An 18,121-nucleotide genomic window follows, 5' to 3' on the forward strand; every position below is an offset into this window, starting at 1 on the left:
TTAGTCCTGCTTCTCCAGCATTTCCTTAACTGTCGTTGCCAATTGCTTGAGCGAGAACGGCTTTGGCAAGAACCCGAACTTGGCGTCCGCGGGAAGATTGCGTGCAAAGGCGTCCTCTGCGTAACCCGATACAAAGATGAACTTTATATCCGGATGCGTCTTGCGCAGTTCACGTAGCAATGTCGGGCCGTCCATTTCGGGCATGACCACGTCCGAAACGACAATATCCACCTCGCCGCCCAGCTCTTCCATCACTTCAAGCGCTTCGACACCGGACGCGGCTTCATGCACCGTGTAGCCGCGCGACTGGAGTGCACGCACTCCGCCCATGCGTACTGCATCCTCGTCTTCCACCAGAAGAACCGTCGCGGAACCGGAAAGATCGGTGGCTTTCTCCACCTTCTTTTCCTTCACGACGACAGGCGCATCATCTGCGCGTTTTTCCTCGATGTGGCGCGGCAGGAATATCTTGAACGTCGTGCCTTTTCCGACTTCGGAATCACAATAGATGAAGCCACCGGTCTGCTTGATGATGCCATAGACCATCGACAAGCCAAGGCCGGTGCCCTTGCCCACTTCCTTCGTGGTGAAGAACGGCTCAAAAATCTTTTCGAGCACGTCTGCGGGTATGCCCGTTCCTGTGTCTTCAACTTCGAAGACTACATAATCCGCTTCCGGCAGATCGCGATAATGAAGCTTCGCGGCTTCCTGCATCGGCACATTGCGGGTGCGCAGTGTAATTTCACCGCCTTCCGGCATGGCATCGCGCGCATTCACCGCCAGATTGACCGCAACCTGTTCGAACTGCCCGAGATCGGCCTTGACCGACCATAGATCGCGACCATGATCGATTTTCAGCTCGATGTCCTTGCCAACCAGACGTGCCAGAAGCATGCGCAAATCAGCCAGAACGTCCGTCAGGTCGAGCACTTCCGGACGCAGTGTCTGACGGCGGGAGAATGCGAGCAACTGACGCACAAGCGAGGCGGCCCGATTGGCGTTCTGCTTTATGTTCATGATGTCTGGGAAAGACGGATCGGATGCGCGGTGATTGGTCAGCAGCAAATCCGACGACATGATGATAGCAGTAAGCACATTATTGAAGTCATGCGCGATGCCGCCTGCAAGCTGGCCGACGGCCTGCATCTTCTGGCTCTGCGCCATCTGGTTTTCGAGGGCTTTTTGCTCGGTCGTCTCAACCGCAGAGATAATCGCAGCTTCTTCGGCGCGCTCGCCACCCAGGTCGGTTACGGGGCTCATGTAGAAGCGGATATGCCGCTCCTCATTGCCCGGCAGCACTGTATCGACGGGCGAAATGCTCGCCTGTCCTGCAAATGCAGCGGCAAGCGCCCTGTTGAAAGTCTCGCGGTCACGCTCATGCACGACGATCTCAAGCTTCGCATTTCCGTCAATCGCATCGCGATCAACGACAGGCGCGAAAATATCGAGGAAACGCGCATTGGTGCGCAATATATGTCCGGCGGAATCAACCGCAGCGATTGCCATCGGAGCCGAATTGAAGAAGCGCGTGAACCGCACTTCGGCGGAGCGCAGCGCCATTGATGAATCTTCACCCTCCGCACGATCAAGAACGATGGTGCGGCTCGTGCCGCGCGTTCCGTCGCGCGCGGCCTGAACACGGTGATAGAACCGGACGGCAAGGCTCTGCCCGTTGCGCTTGATGAGATCCAGATCAATGACGGTATTGCGGCTTGTGCCCGGCTCAGCCTTCACCGCCTTGATGAGTGCCATTCCGCTGCCGGCCACAATATCGTTGAGCGTCAACGATCCCGGCGTGAATTGGGTCAGGTCGACGCCGAGCCATTCGGCGAGGGTCGCATTGAGATAGATTATCCGGCCCGAAGGATCAGCCGAAAAGAAGCCAGCCGGCGCATGATCGAGATGATTGATCGCTTCCTGCAGTTCCTGAAAAAAGCGCTCCTGCTCGGCACGCTCGTCGGAAATATCGGCAATCTGCCACGCGACGAGCGGACTTTTGAATTCCTGCCCTGCTTCAATGGGACGTGCCTTGATGCGATACCAGACCGGCGCCAGTGAACCGCGTCCCTCGCGGGAAAGACCGCCCGAAAGGCGCACTTCCTCTTGCGCCGACAAGCCATCACGCACGGCATTCGTCAGACGGTAGATAGCGTCCGATGCGGCCGGTTCCGCCGTCAGCACATTGTCGAGGGAGCGGACGCCTTCGGCATTCGCCACGCCGGTCATCATGGCATAAGCCTGGTTGGCATAGACGATCTGGCCGCGCGCGTCAGAAATGACTGTCCCTTCCGGCTGCGAATCCATGAAGGAATGCGCGAGGTCCTGCTCGCCGTTCTTCTGGCTGAATTGAATGAGGCCTGTCGCTGCACCGAAAAGATAGAACACGCCGACCATTGACAGAATGCCCATGAGGACGAGGGCAAATCCATCTCCCAACTGGTCTCGAAACACAAAATAGGCGATGGCTGCAACCGTCAGCAATATGCCCACAATCAGCAGGCGAAGGGCACCACTGCGATTGCGCTTGGGCATGACGAGCGGTTTCGGGTAGGCATTGTCCGTCTGTCGCGACATCAAGCCAGCTGCCCTTTCATGTTGCGTGGCTGAACATCAACGGGCATCAAAGTGCCGTGCATCTTCTTGATCAGCCAAGACGTCATTTCAATCATCTGCATATCCGATTTTCTCGAATGCACTTTTCCGCGCAGTTCGGCTATCGCGTGGGACCGCAAAGCCGATATGTCAGGGTATACCCGATTCGCAGAATGCTTTATTCGGCGAGCAGTACAAGCATTGCTGCACTGAAACGGTGCAAATTGGACTTTTTTGCACTGTTTTGCCTGGGGATCATATATTTCTCGCATTCCCAAGAAACATTCCCAAGGCTTAGAAATTCAACTACTGTATGAACAACGCGATGATGTGGAGTGTCGGGGGAAGCGCAGTCTCCATTCATCGCAGGTTTTCGTTTATTGTATAAGAGGGTATCCGCATGAAGGAATGGCTCAGCGGCATCGTTGGAGAGAGCGCGGCTAATATTGTCGGCTTCATCCTAATATTTGCGATCATTCTTTGCGGAATTTTCGTTGTTCTCAGTATCATCCGCCGTTTCAGCGGCGGTACTTACGTATCCAACGGCCGTACGCGGCAACCGCGGCTCTCGGTGATGGATGCGGCGGCAGTCGACAGCAGGCGCAAGCTGGTCCTTATTCGCCGTGACGATGTGGAGCATCTGTTGCTCATCGGCGGCCCCACGGACGTTGTGGTGGAGCAGAATATCGTCATGGAATCGCGGGCCCATGCGCGGGTGCAGCCTTCTCGGATTGAACCGGAGCACATCGAACGCTTCAAGCAGCACGAAGTGCTGACCAATGAAAAGACCCCTGCTTTGTCGCTGCAGACGCCTCCGGCGAATGAGAAGGACGAAGCGATCCAGATCAGTTCCGCAATCGAAACACCGGCTTACCGCAAACCCGAGCCAGCACGAGAAGAACCGGCCCCACAGGCTGCTACGCCGGTTCGTGTTCCGCCCCAGGCTCCGGCTGTGGCGTCACACTCGTCGCAATCGCCTGTCGAGCCGAAACCCGCTCAGCCGATGCAGGCTCGACCACAACCACGGCCCGCGCCGAATTATCCACCGCAACCGCGCACAGTATTGCCGCCCCGCCCCGCGCAGGCACAGCCACAGTCAACACGCGCCCACCCGGCCTATCCATTAAGCCAGGTTTCGCGCGGAGTGGTGAGTTCAACCTCCTCAGGTGGTGTCACCGCTACCGGCGTTGCTGCCGCTACGTCCGTCGCCTCGGCAAATCTCGGCAGTATCGTTCCTGAGCGTGAAACAACGGTCGCGGACAAATCTCCAACGCTCGACGTAGCGGGTCCCATGGTATCCACAACGGCAGCGCCGGCATTCTCCACGCCTTCCGAACCGAAGCGTATCGAACCTGAGATCCCGATTGCAGCGTCAAAGCCGGCGGTATCCGAGCCAGTTTCACCTGAACCGCCCGGTGATGACCTGGCGGACCTCGGCAATGCATTGCAGGACGCCATCACCGCAGACATCAATTCGCAGAGCTCTGCCAGCGAGGAGAGCAAGGAAGCGGCCTCATTCGATACCGAGTTCTTCGAGAATGAGCTTCTGAGGTCGCTTGATATTTCGGCAACCGACGATACGCTCGAAGACAAGACAAAGGACGATATCGAGGACGAAATGGAAAAGCTCCTCGGTGAATTGACCAAGGATGGAATTCGCAGGGATTGATTTCCCGCCGAAGCCGTATCGATAAAAGAAAATAGGCTGCGGAAACCGCAGCCTATAATTTTCAAACTGTCTCGGACCTAGAGCATATTGCGATCAGATTGAATTAGATCGACGCTCTGTTTCGCACGTTCCGGAAGGCGCACTAGTCGTCGCGATAGACTTTTTCTCGACGCTCATGACGCTCCTGTGCTTCGATTGAAAGCGTAGCGATCGGACGCGCATCAAGCCGCTTCAAGCTGATAGGTTCTCCCGTCTCTTCGCAGAAACCGTATGTTCCTTCATCAATGCGGCTCAGGGCCGCGTCGATTTTTGAGATCAGTTTGCGCTGTCTGTCGCGAGCTCGCAGCTCGATTGCCCGATCCGTTTCGGAGGATGCCCTGTCCGCCAGGTCGGGATGGTTGGCATTTTCCTGCTGCAGCGCCTCAAGCGTTTCGCGCGCTTCACGCAGAATATCGTTCTTCCATGCGATCAGTTTCGCACGGAAATAAGACTTCTGCCGCTCGTTCATGAACGGCTCGTCTTCAGTGGGCCTATAGTCAAGGTCAATCAATTCACTCATTCTGAATTACCCCACATCTAGGAGACGCGAGCGGTTATATAGTTCCATAGCAACAAGGACACAACATCAAACAAGCGTACTTCACTACTTTTTAGTGCATCAATTTTGTATGATTATGCGTAAAAATGATGCAACATAGAACTCAACGCAAAAATTTGCTCTTGGGACTTTCAGAATAACTTCAATCAATTGCGGAAAACACCGGTATATTTTCAGTCGAAACCACTCTCCCTCGGGAGAAGTTCCTGAAGCTCAATAATTAGGCAAATGGCACCTGTAAATAATGCTGACAGCCATCAAAAAATCGGGAGAATAGGCAACCGGAGCGTTCATTCGCTCTCGGATTATGGCGAAAAATGCAGGAAAAACACAGCTTGGAACGTTACAGATGAGTCGCTTGCTTCTTCTAAGACACGCGAAAGCCGTGTGGGCCAGACCGGGAATGAAGGATTTCGATCGCCCTCTTGATCAGGAAGGCAAAGCTGCACTCGACCGGCTCGCAAGGGCTATGAAGTCAACCGAGCTTTATCCCGATCGGGTGGTTCTTTCCGGTTCGTGCAGAACGCGAGAAACTGCGTTCGGCCTTGTTGAGCGTCTCGGTATCGAGGTCGAAACCATCGTCGACGATACGATCTATAGCGGCGGCGCGGCTGACTACATGCAAGCCATATGCAAACACGGTGACGCGGCGACGCTGATGCTTGTAGGACATAATCCCAGCATTGAAGATCTGGCACTCGCCTTGTGTAGCGATGGCAACCAAGATAGCCTTCTGAAACTGCGCGCTGGCTTTCCTACTGCCGCACTGGCCAATATCACGTTTCCCGCCTCGCTCACCGATCTTGAGCGTGGCGCTGGTTATCTGGAAAGCTTCATACTGCCCCGGTAGATTTTCCGCGAAGCAACCGGCATTCCTTGCCAAGGGCGCTGGGGCCACCCTATCTATACCGCTGACAGATCAGTGAATTCGGCGAGGATTAATTGGCTAAGCTGACAAGTATTGGCGACGAAGCGAAGATCGCACTGGATACGTTGGCAGATCGTGCGACCGGGATTTTGTCTCCATCATTGCGGCTCGGCGTGACGGGTCTGTCGCGCGCCGGAAAGACGGTCTTCATCACGGCTCTCGTTCACAACATGCTGCACGGTGGCAGGCTTCCGATGTTCGAAGCCTATAAATCGGGCCGCATTTCACGAGCCCTGCTCGAACCGCAACCGGACGATGCTGTCCCCCGCTTTCAATATGAAGAACATCTGTCGGCATTGATCGATGAGCGTATCTGGCCGGACTCCACGCGCGCCATCTCACAACTGCGCCTCACCATCGAATATGAATCCGCTTCTGCCTGGGGACGTTGGCTGTCACCGGGCAAGCTCTCGGTTGATATTGTCGATTACCCGGGCGAATGGCTGCTCGATTTGCCTCTGCTTGGTAAATCTTATGCGGAATTCAGTGCGGACTCCTTTGCTCTGGCCCATGAGCCAACACACAAGGATCTGGCCCAGCAGTGGATTAGCGAAGCCGCTCTCGTTGACCCTTCTGAAAAAGCAGACGAACTGACGGCCCAGCGCCTCGCCAGAAGTTTCACGGCGTATTTGCGTGCTGGCAAAGCCGATGAGCGCGCATTATCCACCCTGCCGCCGGGACGCTTCCTGATGCCGGGAGACCTTGAGGGCTCACCCGCGCTGACATTCGCTCCGCTTCCAAACCTGAAACCGGACGATCTGAGGGTCGGCTCGCTGGGCGCAATGATGGAACGGCGTTACGAAGCCTATAAAACCTACGTCATCAAGCCATTCTTCCGCGAGCATATTGCGCGGCTCGATCGGCAGATCGTGCTTATCGATGCCATGCAGGCGATGAACGCAGGCGGCGCCGTCGTGGCCGATCTCGAACGCGCGCTCACCGATATTTTGTCGTGTTTCCGGCCGGGGCGCGCCAACCTGCTGACGGGCCTGATCCAGCGCCGGATCGGGCGTATCCTTGTTGCGGCAACGAAGGCCGATCATCTGCACCATGAAAGTCATGACCGCCTGCAAGCCATCGTGCGGCGTCTGGTCGAGCGAGCGATAGAGCGAGCCGATTTTTCCGGCGCCGATATTGATGTCCTCGCAATGGCTGCGGTCCGCGCGACCCGCGAGGCAACCGTGACACAGGGCAAGGAAACTCTCCCGGTCATCGTGGGCACCCCGTTGAAGGGGGAGAAGATCGACGGGGAAGTGTTCGATGGTGAAACCGAAACAGCCATATTTCCCGGAGACTTACCGAAGAATCCCAATGCGATCTTTGAAAAGTCTTTTGCGCAGGATGATCCGGCCATCCGTTTCGTCCGTTTTCGCCCTCCGCGGCTTGAGCGTACCGCCGAAGGCCTGACACTTTCCCTGCCTCATATAAGGCTGGATCGCGCCTTGCAGTTTCTGATTGGGGATCGTCTCGCATGACTGAGAAGACACCACGTAGACCGGCTTCATTCACGGTAAATCAGCCCACGATCCATCCCGAGACGGTGGATGAAACGCCCCGCCGTCCCCGCGCGGTCCGTGACCTGGATGCGGTTATCGCGCAACCGGATGTTTTCGCCTTGAGCGACGACGAGGCAGCCGAGTTGGAGATTCTCGACCCACCCTATGAATCGCCCGAACGCAAGGGCTGGTCGCTCAGCAAAATACTGTTCGGCGCGCTCGGCTTACTTGTTTCCTTCGCCGTCGGCATCTGGATTGAAGACCTTATTCGGGCACTGTTTTCGCGTGCTGACTGGTTGGGCTGGACCGCCTTGGGCGTCGCTATAATTGCGCTTGCCGCCTTTATCGCCATCGTCGTTCGCGAACTGGCAGCACTCCGCCGCCTCGCTTCAGTGCAGCATCTTCGCAAGGACGCAGCAGATGCAGCGGAGCGTGACGATATGGCGGCGGCCAGAAAGGCCGTGGATGCACTGCGCTCCATTGCGGCGGGCTTGCCTGAAACTGCGCGCGGACGACAGCTTCTGGACGGTCTCACGGACGATATCATTGACGGGCGAAATCTGATCCAGCTTGCCGAAACGGAAATTCTCCGCCCCCTCGACCGGGAGGCGCGCGCACTCATTCTGAATGCGTCCAAACGCGTTTCGATTGTCACTGCGATCAGCCCGCGGGCGCTGGTCGATATCGGATATGTAATTTTTGAATCAGCCCGGCTGATCCGCAGGCTTTCACAACTCTACGGCGGTCGGCCCGGGACATTGGGTTTCCTTAAACTTGCCCGCCGGGTCATCGCTCATCTGGCCGTGACGGGCACGCTGGCCATGGGAGACAGTGTGATCCAACAGCTTGTCGGCCATGGTCTTGCCTCCCGCCTGTCGGCCAAACTGGGCGAAGGCGTGGTCAACGGGCTGATGACCGCACGCATCGGAATTGCAGCTATGGATGTGGTGCGACCATTCCCGTTCAATGCCGAAAAACGGCCCGGTATCGGCGACTTTATTGGCGATCTTGCAAGGATCAGCGGTGAACGCACCGATAAGAAGCCTTCTGGAAAATAGCAGTTTATTTCCGAAGCATTAACCATTCCCGCCGATTATGGCAGATAGAAATCTGCGCCAGAATCGAGCGATCCGGTGTATCGGCACACTCCTCTTCAATCCGTGCCCTTCCCCTTCAATCGGCTTTTGGCAGCCTCGGAATATCCGACGGTTTGCGAGGTGCGGCCAGTTTTGGTCGTGACATGCTGAAAAACAACGATTAGGAATGACGTCCAATCAAGGTCGTGAATCCGGGACAGAGCTGAATATGAAGAATTGCATCGCCGCCTGCCTGACGCTGCTGCCCGTGTCATTTTCTGCCGCGCCGGTTCTGGCCGCCGACAAAGACAAGCAGTTCTTTCAAACCATCGAAGGCCAATGGTCCGGCCCGGGCGAAATCGTTGCCGGAAAATACAAAGGCACGAAGTTCGTTTGTAATCTCGCTGGATCGACGCCGGATGAAAGCGTTGGAATGACGCTGGATGGCACTTGCCGCGTCGGCGTTTTCTCGCAGCCGATGAAGGCCACCGTTACACGCGTTGGCTCGGCTTATTCCGGGAAGTTCAACGACGGCGCCGAAGGCAAGGGGCTTGACGTTACATCGGGTTCGGTCAGCGGCAACAAGGTCGTCTTCGGCCTTAACCGCAAGCAGCTCAACGGTGCGATGCTGGCGCGCATCTCTGATCCGAACACGATGAACGTGACGGTTTCCGTTCGCGTCGACAAGGAGCTGGTTCCGGTCATCGGCATGAATTTGAAGCGCGTCGATAATATCGCTGTCGGCAGCATCGCCAAGAACTGAGCCGACCCTATTCCCGCCACCAGCCCGCATCCGTGCGGGCTTTTTCTATTCCAGACTGTTCGATCCCGGCATTCCAGTCGGCAACCGTCTTGCCTCCGATTTCGAGAGAAGGCGCGATATCGTTCAGCGGCACGAGCACGAAAGCGCGCTCATGCATACGTGGATGCGGCAATACCAGAGCGGTATCAGCCATAATGACAGCCCTGCCCGCTTCATCCTGCATTGCCAGTATATCTATATCGATAATGCGCGGTCCCCATCTCTCCAGCCTGACACGCTTTAAGGAGCGTTCAACATCGAGACAGGTCGCAATCAACTCCAATGGCTGCAACGAAGTTTCGACTTCGGCGCAGGCATTGTGAAACCATGCCTGGTCCGTCTTTCCCCATGGCGGCGTGCGATAAACTGCCGAAACGGCGACGATATTCGTGTCGGCACGTGCGTCCAGCATGCGCAAGGCCTTGCCCATCGAGGCGACGGGATCGTCGATATTTCCGCCGAGCCCCAGCCAGGCGCGGTAAGATTTGCTCATGTTCACTGCGGATAGACCACGGTCACTTCAACATGGTCCAGGACACCTGGTACTGGCGCGTTCGGCTTGCGTACGGTGATTTCCGCGCGCTTTACCTGCGGAAACCGGGCGGCGAGCGCTTTTGCAACGTCGAGAGCCAGCGTTTCGATCAGATAGCGCTGGCGCCCCGTGATAATGTCCTGAATGACGGCGAATGCGATACCGTAATGCACAGTGCCGTCAATATCGTCGTTCTCCAGCGCGTTGCCGGGATCGACATCGAGAATGGCATCGACATAAAAACGCTGGCCAAGCTTATGCTCTTCATCGAAAACGCCGTGGTGCGCAAAGAACGCGCAATTCATCATTCGGATCGTATACACGGCTTCACTTTCTGTTTTCGCTGCGTCTTGATTGGAGGATATCATCTGCAACGGCAAGTGCGTCTCTATTAAAAGCGACATTGTGAACACGGAAGATGTCGGCACCTGCCAAACGCAGTGCGACCGACGTTGCCGCAGTTCCTATATCACGGTCAAGTGGATTATCCCTTCCCGTCATACCGCCGATAAAACGTTTGCGCGATGTACCGACCAGTAACGGAAACCCGAGTTTTTGCAGTTCATCCGCCCTGGCCAAAAGCGCAACGTCTTCATCCTTGTTCTTGCCGAAGCCGAACCCGGGATCGAGCACTATGCGGGATTCTTCGATACCTGCGTCTTTCGCTATATCCAGCGAGACATTGAGGAACGAGAACTGATCTTCAATGACATCCGCAAGAACGGGGCGATCCCTGCTGGTGTGCATGATGACCAGTCCCGCGCCGCTGTATCTAGCTACATGAGCAATTTCCGGTTCGCGCTGGAGCCCCCAGACGTCATTGACGACATGTGCTCCGGCATTGACCGCGGCCCGCGCCGTTGCAGCGCGGTAAGTATCGATGGAGATGATGCAATCATATCTCCTTGCCAATGCCTCGATGACGGGAACAACGCGTGCGATTTCAGTTTCGGCATCGACGGCGGCGGCTCCGGGACGGGTCGATTCCCCGCCCACATCGATGATTGTCGCTCCATCAGCGAGCATCTGGCCAGCCGCTTCAATGGCCTTTTCCAACTCTTCATGTTGGCCGCCATCGGAAAAAGAGTCAGGCGTGACATTTAGTATGCCCATGATAATGGCCTTGGTCCCCACATGGATGCTTCGTCCATGCGCGAGGTGCCATTCTTTCGTCATAGCGAAATGTTCCTGTGCCATTCTCCGTGCCACTTTTCATTGCGGCGAGGTTGCAACCAACCTCGCCTGAAGTCATTTTGTGAAGGGCGTTATAGTTCTCTTGACGATTGCATGCCATGCTTGTGGCAGCAAAAAGCGAATTTCCTGCTGGTTTTAGAAAGAGGTGCCAGGACATGAATTTGAGAAAGAAGGTTCTGGCCCTCGGTGCAGTTCTTGCCATGGTAGCTCCCCAGGCCGAAGCCGCGTCGATCTTTCGCGAATTCAGCTATTACACCGTAAGCGGTAAAACGGCGGCGGACCTCGACAAGGCGCTTTCCCGCAGCGGACCCTTCCTCAAGAAGACAGGCCGGCATCACCCCGGTGCCGCTGAAATCCGTTTCGACGCGAAAGTGCGCTATGGTCGTGCACCCGGAAAAGACTGCAAGGTGCAGGATGTTTACGTGAATGTTCACGCAAAGGTCTCCCTGCCCCGCTGGAAGCAGCGTCGCAAGGCTACGCCGGAACTCGCGTTGATCTGGGATACGCTGGTGCAGGATATTCGTCGGCATGAAGAAAGCCACATCGTGATCGCCCGAAGCTTTGCGAGCCGGATGGAACGGGAAATACGTGGTCTGCGCAGCCGCCCGGATTGCTTGGTGCTGCGCGCGGACATAGACAAGGTAACAGCCCGCCTCATGGAAGCACATGACAAGGAGCAGCAGCGGTTCGACCGGGTTGAGACAATCAATTTCGAAGATCGTTTCGCGCGCTTGCTGACCTATCGCATGGAGCGCGCCCAGCAGGCTTCCAAATAGCGAGCCGAATCTAGGCCAATTCCCGTCGTACGGCCTGCGTCATCAAAGCGGCTTCGTGAAACCCCGACAGGATCAGTTTCAGTTTGCCCGGATAATGACAGGCATCCCCAATGGCATAGACCTTTGGACTCGAAGTTCTGAAGGTCTCTGAACTTACAGCCAGCATGTTACCCGTTTTCAACAGTGAAAGCTTTGCAAGCGGGTCAGGACGGATAACTTGCCCATTACCGGTAAACGCGCCGAGACCGGAGGCAATCACCGCAGCGCGGGCGTAGAACTTTTCACCATCGCAAGTGCTGATGGTCACACCGTATTCATCGACAGAGATGCTGTCTGCAATCTTCTTGAAATGAAAAACCGGATTATACGGCTCGATCTGCCTGAGAAGCCGTTCAACGAGCTCCTCGCCCATGATTTCGGGAAATCCGGGTACGTCATAGATCGGCTTGTCAGCATAGAGTGCCGTGCATTGACCCCCGGGCCTATCGCAAGATTCTATGAGATGGCACTTGAAACCAAAAAGCCCAAGCTGAAAGATGGAAAAGAGTGCGACGGGTCCGCAGCCGATAATGACAATATCATTTTGCGGCTCGTCACCCATCGCATCCCTACTTCTTTAAAAGCCTAGTTCTGGCGTTCAGGCACCTGTACGACGAGGCCCTCAAGATCGCCCGACACCCGGATCTGACATGAGAGGCGCGAGGTCGGGCGAACTTCATAAGCGAAATCCAGCATATCCTCTTCCATCGCGTCCGGCCCACCGACGGTGTCCGTCCAATCCTCGTCAACATAGACATGGCAGGTTGCACAGGCGCAAGCGCCGCCACATTCCGCATCGATGCCAGGAATGCCATTGCGAATGGCAGCTTCCATCACGCTGGACCCGTTGTCGGCTTCGACTTCGGTTCGGGTCGCGCCGTCAGCGGATACGAATACGATCTTCGTCATTTTAATTCCTTGAAACGCGCAAATTTCACGCGATCTTTGTCTTCAGCGTTCGCACCATCCCGGCTTGAAAACGCAAATAAACTCGAAATCGCAGATACGGCGTTCTGGAAACAGTTTCAACCTTGACCGCGCACTTGTCCGCAACTGCGCCAATATGCCGTGCGTCGATTGAAGGTTTCCTCGCCTGGCAAATCCGACAGTTGCGTTCACGACCGTAAAACTCTTCCTTGCCGTCAGCCAAAAGTGCATCATATGATAAGCAGCAATGATTGTGAGAAAAAGCGGATAGAATCCCGAGCCGACACGATGCAATCATGGAGCGGACCGCGAAAGGCTTTGCACGCAAAGAGAGTATTTTTGTTAATAACTTTGCGGTGCTCTTTCAGGCAGCCCCAATGGTTCAGAACAATTTCCACAACTTGCTGGTAAATGCCAGAAGGCCGGAAATGTCGAATTTTCACGAATTGAGCCGGTTTCCGTTAACCTTGTATTTAAAGTTTTAGGTATCGGCAAAAGACGCCTATTTCCTTAACAGGCACGACCCGATACGATGCAAAATGGCGGAGAAAGTTTTGTAACGGCTCTTTCATGGTCCGGCCGTCGCAGTAATGAGTACGAGGTAGGCAAACAATGGCTTCCAAATCCAAGGCACAGAAGCTCGACCTTGAGGTTGAAAAGGCACTGGAACAGGCACTCGATATCGATTTCGGTGACGATCTTGATATGGATATGGACTTAAGTGCGTTCGATGAAGGCTTCTCGGTCGATGATCTGGAAGAGCAGATTTCGCGCGCGGCTGAAGAACTGGTTGCCGAACAGAAGACCAAAACGGCTGAGCCCGCTGCCGTCTCTCCAGTGGAAACCGCTGCAAAAGCCGCTACCATCACCACAGCCTCGGTGATTGCGACGCCTGCGGCGCCACCGATTCCCCCGGTCGTGAAAGCTGCAGGTCCCGTGGCGCAAGCCGCGGCCAATGTGCAGCACAAGCCGGCCAATACCTCGAAGACAGCGGCACCCACGCCGGAGCCGGTCAGCAAGCCTGTTTCCGCTCCGTCTGTCGCGACGACTGCCAATGTCGCCTCCTCTACCTTCACGCCAGCAAACGACGATTCCCGCAGTGAAAAAGCAATAATCGCAGCTCCACGCCGCGCGACCGAAAACTCGTCGAAGCTGTTCTGGACCACGACCGCAATCAGCGTACTTTGGGCTGCTGGCGGCGTTGCGCTGAGCAAGGCCATTAATCCTGATGTCTTCTCGAGCATGCAGGCCACCAAAGACTTTTTCACTTCTCCCGCCGGTCTCGGCGTCGTGGCTGGTGTAGCCTTGCCCGTCGCCATGTTCTGGGGATTTGCGCAGCTCGTAAAGCGCGCTCAGGAAATGCATCTGGCTGCACGCAGCATGTCGGAAGCTGCCATGCGGCTGCTCCAGCCGGAAGCTGTTTCCGGTGATCGCGTTTCTACTCTTGGACAGGCTGTGCGTCGCGAAGTCGCCGCCATGAACGAAGGCATCGAACGCACATTAGCGCGGGCCGTCGAGCTGGAAACGCTTGTTCAGTCCGAAGTCAATCAGCTGGAACGCGCCTATAGCGATAATGAAGTTCGCATTCGTTCGCTGGTCAGCGACCTCGGCAACGAGCGTGAAGCTGTCGTCAGCCATGCCGAGCGCGTGCGTTCGTCGATCTCGGGCGCGCACGAACAGCTCAAGGAAGAACTTTCGAGCGCTTCCAACATCATCCGCGACAATGTTCTTTCTGCCTCGCAACAGTTGAGCACCCTGCTCACCGAATCTGGCGAACGCCTGATCGGCAGCATCAATGAAAGCGGCGGCGCTATTGCCGAAGCCATCGAAACCCGCACCGGAGACATAGGCTCGCGCATCACGACTTCCGGTGAAGCCTTTGCCAACCTGCTGGACACGCGTATTGCGACACTTGATGAGCAATCCCGCACTGTCTCGGACCGTCTGGCTGAGGCTCTGGACGAACGTACAACCGGTATTGCCAATCTGCTCGGCGGCGCAACGCAGTCCATGGTCAGCGAATTCGACACGCGCCTCGCCAACCTCGAAAGCACGCTTTCCGAGCGCGGCCGGTCGCTTCTGTCCGAATTCGAAGCTCGCGCACATGCGCTCGACAGCAGCACTGAAAAACTCAACGCTGCTCTCGAAACCCGTTCGCGTCAGATTAATGAAAATCTCATCGCCCGTACCCGCGAAATCGCAGAGACCTTCTCCAGCGGTCGCACTTCGCTGAGCACGATGATCGATGAAACCAAGACGAAGATCGGTGAAGATCTGACGTCTATCGGCGAAAGCGTCGGCAACATCCTCGGCGAAAAGGCGGATGCCTTTGCCGGCAAGCTTGCAGAAAGCCGCGATGTTCTCGCTGCATCGCTGGAAGGCGAAACTGAACGGGTTTCCGCCGTTATCCGCGGACACGCCGACACCCTTGCGGCACGCACAAGTGACATCGAAAATGCCGTTAACGCGAGTGCATCGGCGCTCAATTCTGTTGCCGACAACCATGCGGCAATTCTGGAAGAGCGGACCCACGCGCTGCGCCAGACAATGGAAAGCCACTCTGCTCTGCTCGATGCGAGCTTCGCAGATCACAGCCGTTCGCTCGAAGAACGCGCCACCACGCTTCATGGCATCATTGCAGGCAACCAGGCCATGCTTGCTCAATTGATGGATGAGCGCGCTGCCGCAATGCGGGATAACTTCAACGAAAATCGCGAAGTTCTCGCCCGCACCTTCGACGAACGCGTAAATTCGCTTCAGGCACTTATCGCCGACAATCAGGATACGCTCGCGCGTATTCTCGATGAGCGCGCCAGCAGCATGAACGCGTCCATCGGCGCCAGCCGCGACACGTTCGTCGCAACATTGGGTGAACATATCCGTCAGGTCGAAGAACGCACGAGCGGCCTGCACACCGTTCTGAATGACCACAACAATGCCCTTTCCGGCATTCTTGACGGTCATGAGCGCACGATTGAAACCCGTGCCGCCGAAATCCGTTCGACGCTGAGCGAAAGCACCGCCTCGCTGAGCCAGACGCTTCAGGATCACAGCGACATTCTGGAACAGCGCACGGCCAACCTGCACAATGCAATTGCCGACAGCAGTTCCGCTATCAGCCGCGCTTTCGAAGGCCAAACGGGCATTATCGAAGAACGCACCCAGACGATGGAAAAGGCGCTCACCATCGGCGTCGACAATGTCCGTCGGGCACTGGAACAAAGCGCCGGCATCGTTGCAGGCACGCTACGTGAAAAGATCGGCGAAGCGGCAAGCACGCTTTCAGCTGAAGCAGCCAAGGCCGGTGAAGCTTTGGACGGTTTCGGTGAGGCATTCAGCGCACGCCTGATCGATAACCTGTCTGGCACGGAAGCCCGCCTCGGCGACCGCGCCGATGCGATTGCCGGTCGCCTCGGCGAGATCGAAAGCCGCCTCACTGGCGAGTTGGGCTCGATCGAAGCCCGCATCGCCAATACGGCCAGCAGAACCAGTGAAACGCTGGCCGGTCACAGCGAGGCCTTTGCGGCCAGCGTCGCCGACAATCTGGCTGGAACAGAGAGCCGTCTCAGCGAACGCGCCAATGCCATCGCCAGCGGGCTTGAAGCAATCGAAAACCGCCTCACCAGCGAACTCAGCACGATTGAGGCTCGTATCGCAGATACGGCGTCCAAGACGAGCGAGACGCTCGCAGGGCACAGCGAATCCTTCTCGGCCAGCGTTGCCGACAATCTCGCTGGCACCGAAACCCGTCTTGCAGAACGTGCCGACGCAATCGCTACCCGTCTGGGCGACATCGGTTCGCGTATCACGATGGAACTCGGCTCCGTCGAAGCACGCATCGCACAGGTAACCGACACGACTGCGGTTACACTGGAGGAACGCACCCGCGAACTCAACGCCGTTCTTGCTGCCCGTTCGCAGGAAATCACCAAGATTCTCAACGATACGGCAGAGCCGCTCGTGCAGCGGCTCGCTGATAGCGGTCGTGGGCTGGCACAACAGCTTGAAGAAGCAACGCATGCCGCAACCGACAGACTTCGTTCGGAAAATGCCGCATTGGTCAATGCACTCGCGAGCCGGACTGCAGAAACAATTGCTGCCGTCCAGCAGGCCAAAACCGGACTTTCCGATAATGTCAGCGAACTGATCGACCGTCTCGCCGCATCGAACGGCGAGTTGGGCAAGCTGATCGATGCAGCTACGCGCAATCTTACCGACATCGATGGTCGCCTTGTCGACACGACATCGAGCTTTGTCGAAAACACCAACCGCGCCGCGCAGATGTTCCAGGCCTCCACAGGCCTGATCGACGGCAATATCGGTACTTTGCGGGCCATCTCGGACAGCACGCTGTCTCAGATTGCAGACATCGCCGACCGCTTCGAAGAGCATGGAAAGGTTCTTTCCTCGGCTTCCGAAATGATCAATTCGGCTCAGAACGGTCTCGTCAGCACGCTTGAAGATCGCCACCAGGCGCTCGACAAGCTGGCGTCCGGCCTGGTCGAGAAGTCGGAAGGCGTGGAAAAGCTGATGCAATCCTTCGAAGAGCTGGTGGCATCTGCATTCCAGCGCGCCGAAGGCCAGACCCGCTCTTCTGCCGAAAAGATGCGCGAAAGCGTCTCGGAAATTGTCGAACAGGCAGCACAGAAGTTCTCTGCGGCAACCGACGACATCCGTCGCACGGCCAGCGAAATCCGCAACGAGCTCAACACGACGCGTGGCGAACTGAAGCGCGGCGTTCTGGACATGCCTGCTGAGGCAAAGGAAACAACGACAGCGATGCGCAAGGCCGTGAGCGAGCAGATCAATGCGCTCAAGGAACTGGCCGAAATCGTCAACAAGTCCGGTCGCCTGGTAGATGTCGGCGAAAGCCGTGCAGATCGCCCGGTTTCGCGTCCTACACCGGCTGCAGCTCGTCCGGCTCCCGTTCAGGCGCCTGTGGCGCAGGCAGATGTCGCTCTCCGTCAGCGCGTCTACGAAGCGCCGAAGGCGCAGCCTGCATCATCCGAAGCTGCGCAACCGGAAAAGCCGCGTGGTTGGGTGTCTGATCTCCTTGCCCGCGCATCCCGTGAGGAAGAAGAGGCAGCGCAGCCCAAGGCCCAGCCGACCGCAACGCCTCGCTCGCCAAGCCATGTCGTTGAATCGCTGAACTCGCTATCGGTGGATATTGCGCGAGCTATCGACCATGAAGCTTCTGTGGAATTGTGGGACCGCTATCGTCGTGGTGAGCGGAACGTCTTTACCCGTCGCCTCTATACGCTGAAAGGTCAGCAGACCTTTGACGATATCAAGCGCAAGTATCAGACGGATGGCGAATTCCGCCGCGCCGTGGACCGCTACATGGATGACTTCCAGCGTCTTCTCGAGGACGTCGCCCGCAACGACCGTGATAACATGGTAACGCGGACTTACCTCACTTCAGATACCGGCAAGGTCTACACAATGCTTGCTCACGCAAGCGGTCGCCTCCGCTAAGAAACGGAAATGAAGAA

At 56.6% G+C, this 18,121-nt stretch carries 14 protein-coding genes; 7 read left to right on the forward strand and 7 right to left on the reverse strand.

Annotated features, from left to right (window positions below):
- Positions 1–2,574 (reverse strand): cell cycle histidine kinase CckA, encoded by a 2,574-nt coding sequence (cckA, locus tag OINT_RS05905; protein ID WP_006470500.1) that lies wholly within the window; start codon positions 2,572–2,574, stop codon positions 1–3.
- 418 nt (positions 2,575–2,992) lie between these two features.
- On the opposite strand from cckA, the gene OINT_RS05910 reads away from it, so the two are divergent.
- Positions 2,993–4,261, forward strand: a complete 1,269-nt coding sequence (locus OINT_RS05910; RefSeq protein WP_006466857.1) for a flagellar biosynthetic protein FliO — start codon at positions 2,993–2,995, stop codon at positions 4,259–4,261.
- A gap of 142 nt (positions 4,262–4,403) precedes the next feature.
- Here the strand turns inward: OINT_RS05910 and dksA are convergent, their stop codons facing one another.
- Complete coding sequence (gene dksA / locus OINT_RS05915; RefSeq protein WP_006466858.1) at positions 4,404–4,820, reverse strand: RNA polymerase-binding protein DksA; 417 nt, start codon at positions 4,818–4,820, stop codon at positions 4,404–4,406.
- A gap of 388 nt (positions 4,821–5,208) precedes the next feature.
- Between dksA and OINT_RS05920 the strand changes: the two genes are divergently transcribed.
- The 4 genes from OINT_RS05920 to OINT_RS05935 all read left to right on the forward strand — a co-directional run bounded on the left by OINT_RS05920 (position 5,209) and on the right by OINT_RS05935 (position 9,122).
- Positions 5,209–5,709: a SixA phosphatase family protein gene (locus OINT_RS05920; RefSeq protein WP_006470501.1), complete on the forward strand. Its 501-nt coding sequence runs from the start codon at positions 5,209–5,211 to the stop codon at positions 5,707–5,709.
- Positions 5,710–5,801: 92 nt separating this feature from the next.
- Positions 5,802–7,262 carry a YcjX family GTP-binding protein gene (locus OINT_RS05925; RefSeq protein ID WP_006466860.1) on the forward strand — a complete coding sequence of 487 codons (1,461 nt, stop codon included), beginning with the start codon at positions 5,802–5,804 and terminating at the stop codon, positions 7,260–7,262.
- Positions 7,259–8,341, forward strand: a complete 1,083-nt coding sequence (locus OINT_RS05930) for a YcjF family protein (RefSeq protein WP_006466861.1) — start codon at positions 7,259–7,261, stop codon at positions 8,339–8,341. Before OINT_RS05925 ends, OINT_RS05930 begins: the two co-directional genes overlap by 4 nt.
- A 247-nt stretch (positions 8,342–8,588) precedes the next feature.
- On the forward strand, positions 8,589–9,122 hold the full coding sequence (locus tag OINT_RS05935) for a hypothetical protein (RefSeq protein ID WP_025089520.1): 534 nt from the start codon (positions 8,589–8,591) through the stop codon (positions 9,120–9,122).
- A 7-nt stretch (positions 9,123–9,129) separates the two neighbouring features.
- Here OINT_RS05935 and folK read toward each other — a convergent pair whose 3' ends face one another.
- The 3 genes from folK to folP are packed head-to-tail and all read right to left on the reverse strand — an operon-like array spanning position 9,130 to position 10,869.
- Positions 9,130–9,654 (reverse strand): 2-amino-4-hydroxy-6-hydroxymethyldihydropteridine diphosphokinase, encoded by a 525-nt coding sequence (gene folK, locus OINT_RS05940; RefSeq protein ID WP_022569868.1) that lies wholly within the window; start codon positions 9,652–9,654, stop codon positions 9,130–9,132.
- 2 nt (positions 9,655–9,656) lie between these two features.
- The gene (gene folB, locus OINT_RS05945; protein ID WP_006470502.1) at positions 9,657–10,016 is read right to left on the reverse strand and encodes a dihydroneopterin aldolase; all 360 of its coding nucleotides are present in this window, start codon (positions 10,014–10,016) and stop codon (positions 9,657–9,659) included.
- 4 nt (positions 10,017–10,020) lie between these two features.
- On the reverse strand, positions 10,021–10,869 hold the full coding sequence (gene folP / locus OINT_RS05950; protein ID WP_036564635.1) for a dihydropteroate synthase: 849 nt from the start codon (positions 10,867–10,869) through the stop codon (positions 10,021–10,023).
- Positions 10,870–11,042: 173 nt separating this feature from the next.
- Between folP and OINT_RS05955 the strand changes: the two genes are divergently transcribed.
- Entirely contained in the window at positions 11,043–11,663 is a 621-nt protein-coding gene (locus OINT_RS05955; RefSeq protein ID WP_006470504.1) for a DUF922 domain-containing Zn-dependent protease, read from the forward strand.
- Positions 11,664–11,673: 10 nt separating this feature from the next.
- Here the strand turns inward: OINT_RS05955 and OINT_RS05960 are convergent, their stop codons facing one another.
- Both OINT_RS05960 and OINT_RS05965 read right to left on the reverse strand, forming a co-directional pair.
- Complete coding sequence (locus OINT_RS05960; RefSeq protein ID WP_006466867.1) at positions 11,674–12,264, reverse strand: NAD(P)/FAD-dependent oxidoreductase; 591 nt, start codon at positions 12,262–12,264, stop codon at positions 11,674–11,676.
- Positions 12,265–12,287: 23 nt separating this feature from the next.
- On the reverse strand, positions 12,288–12,611 hold the full coding sequence (locus OINT_RS05965) for a 2Fe-2S iron-sulfur cluster-binding protein (RefSeq protein WP_006466868.1): 324 nt from the start codon (positions 12,609–12,611) through the stop codon (positions 12,288–12,290).
- 630 nt (positions 12,612–13,241) lie between these two features.
- On the opposite strand from OINT_RS05965, the gene OINT_RS05975 reads away from it, so the two are divergent.
- Positions 13,242–18,104, forward strand: a complete 4,863-nt coding sequence (locus OINT_RS05975; protein WP_006466870.1) for an apolipoprotein A-IV repeat region-like domain-containing protein — start codon at positions 13,242–13,244, stop codon at positions 18,102–18,104.
- The last annotated feature ends 17 nt before the right edge of the window (positions 18,105–18,121 follow it).

It is taken from the genome of Brucella intermedia LMG 3301 (genome assembly GCF_000182645.1).
Classification (GTDB): Bacteria; Pseudomonadota; Alphaproteobacteria; order Rhizobiales; family Rhizobiaceae; genus Brucella; species Brucella intermedia.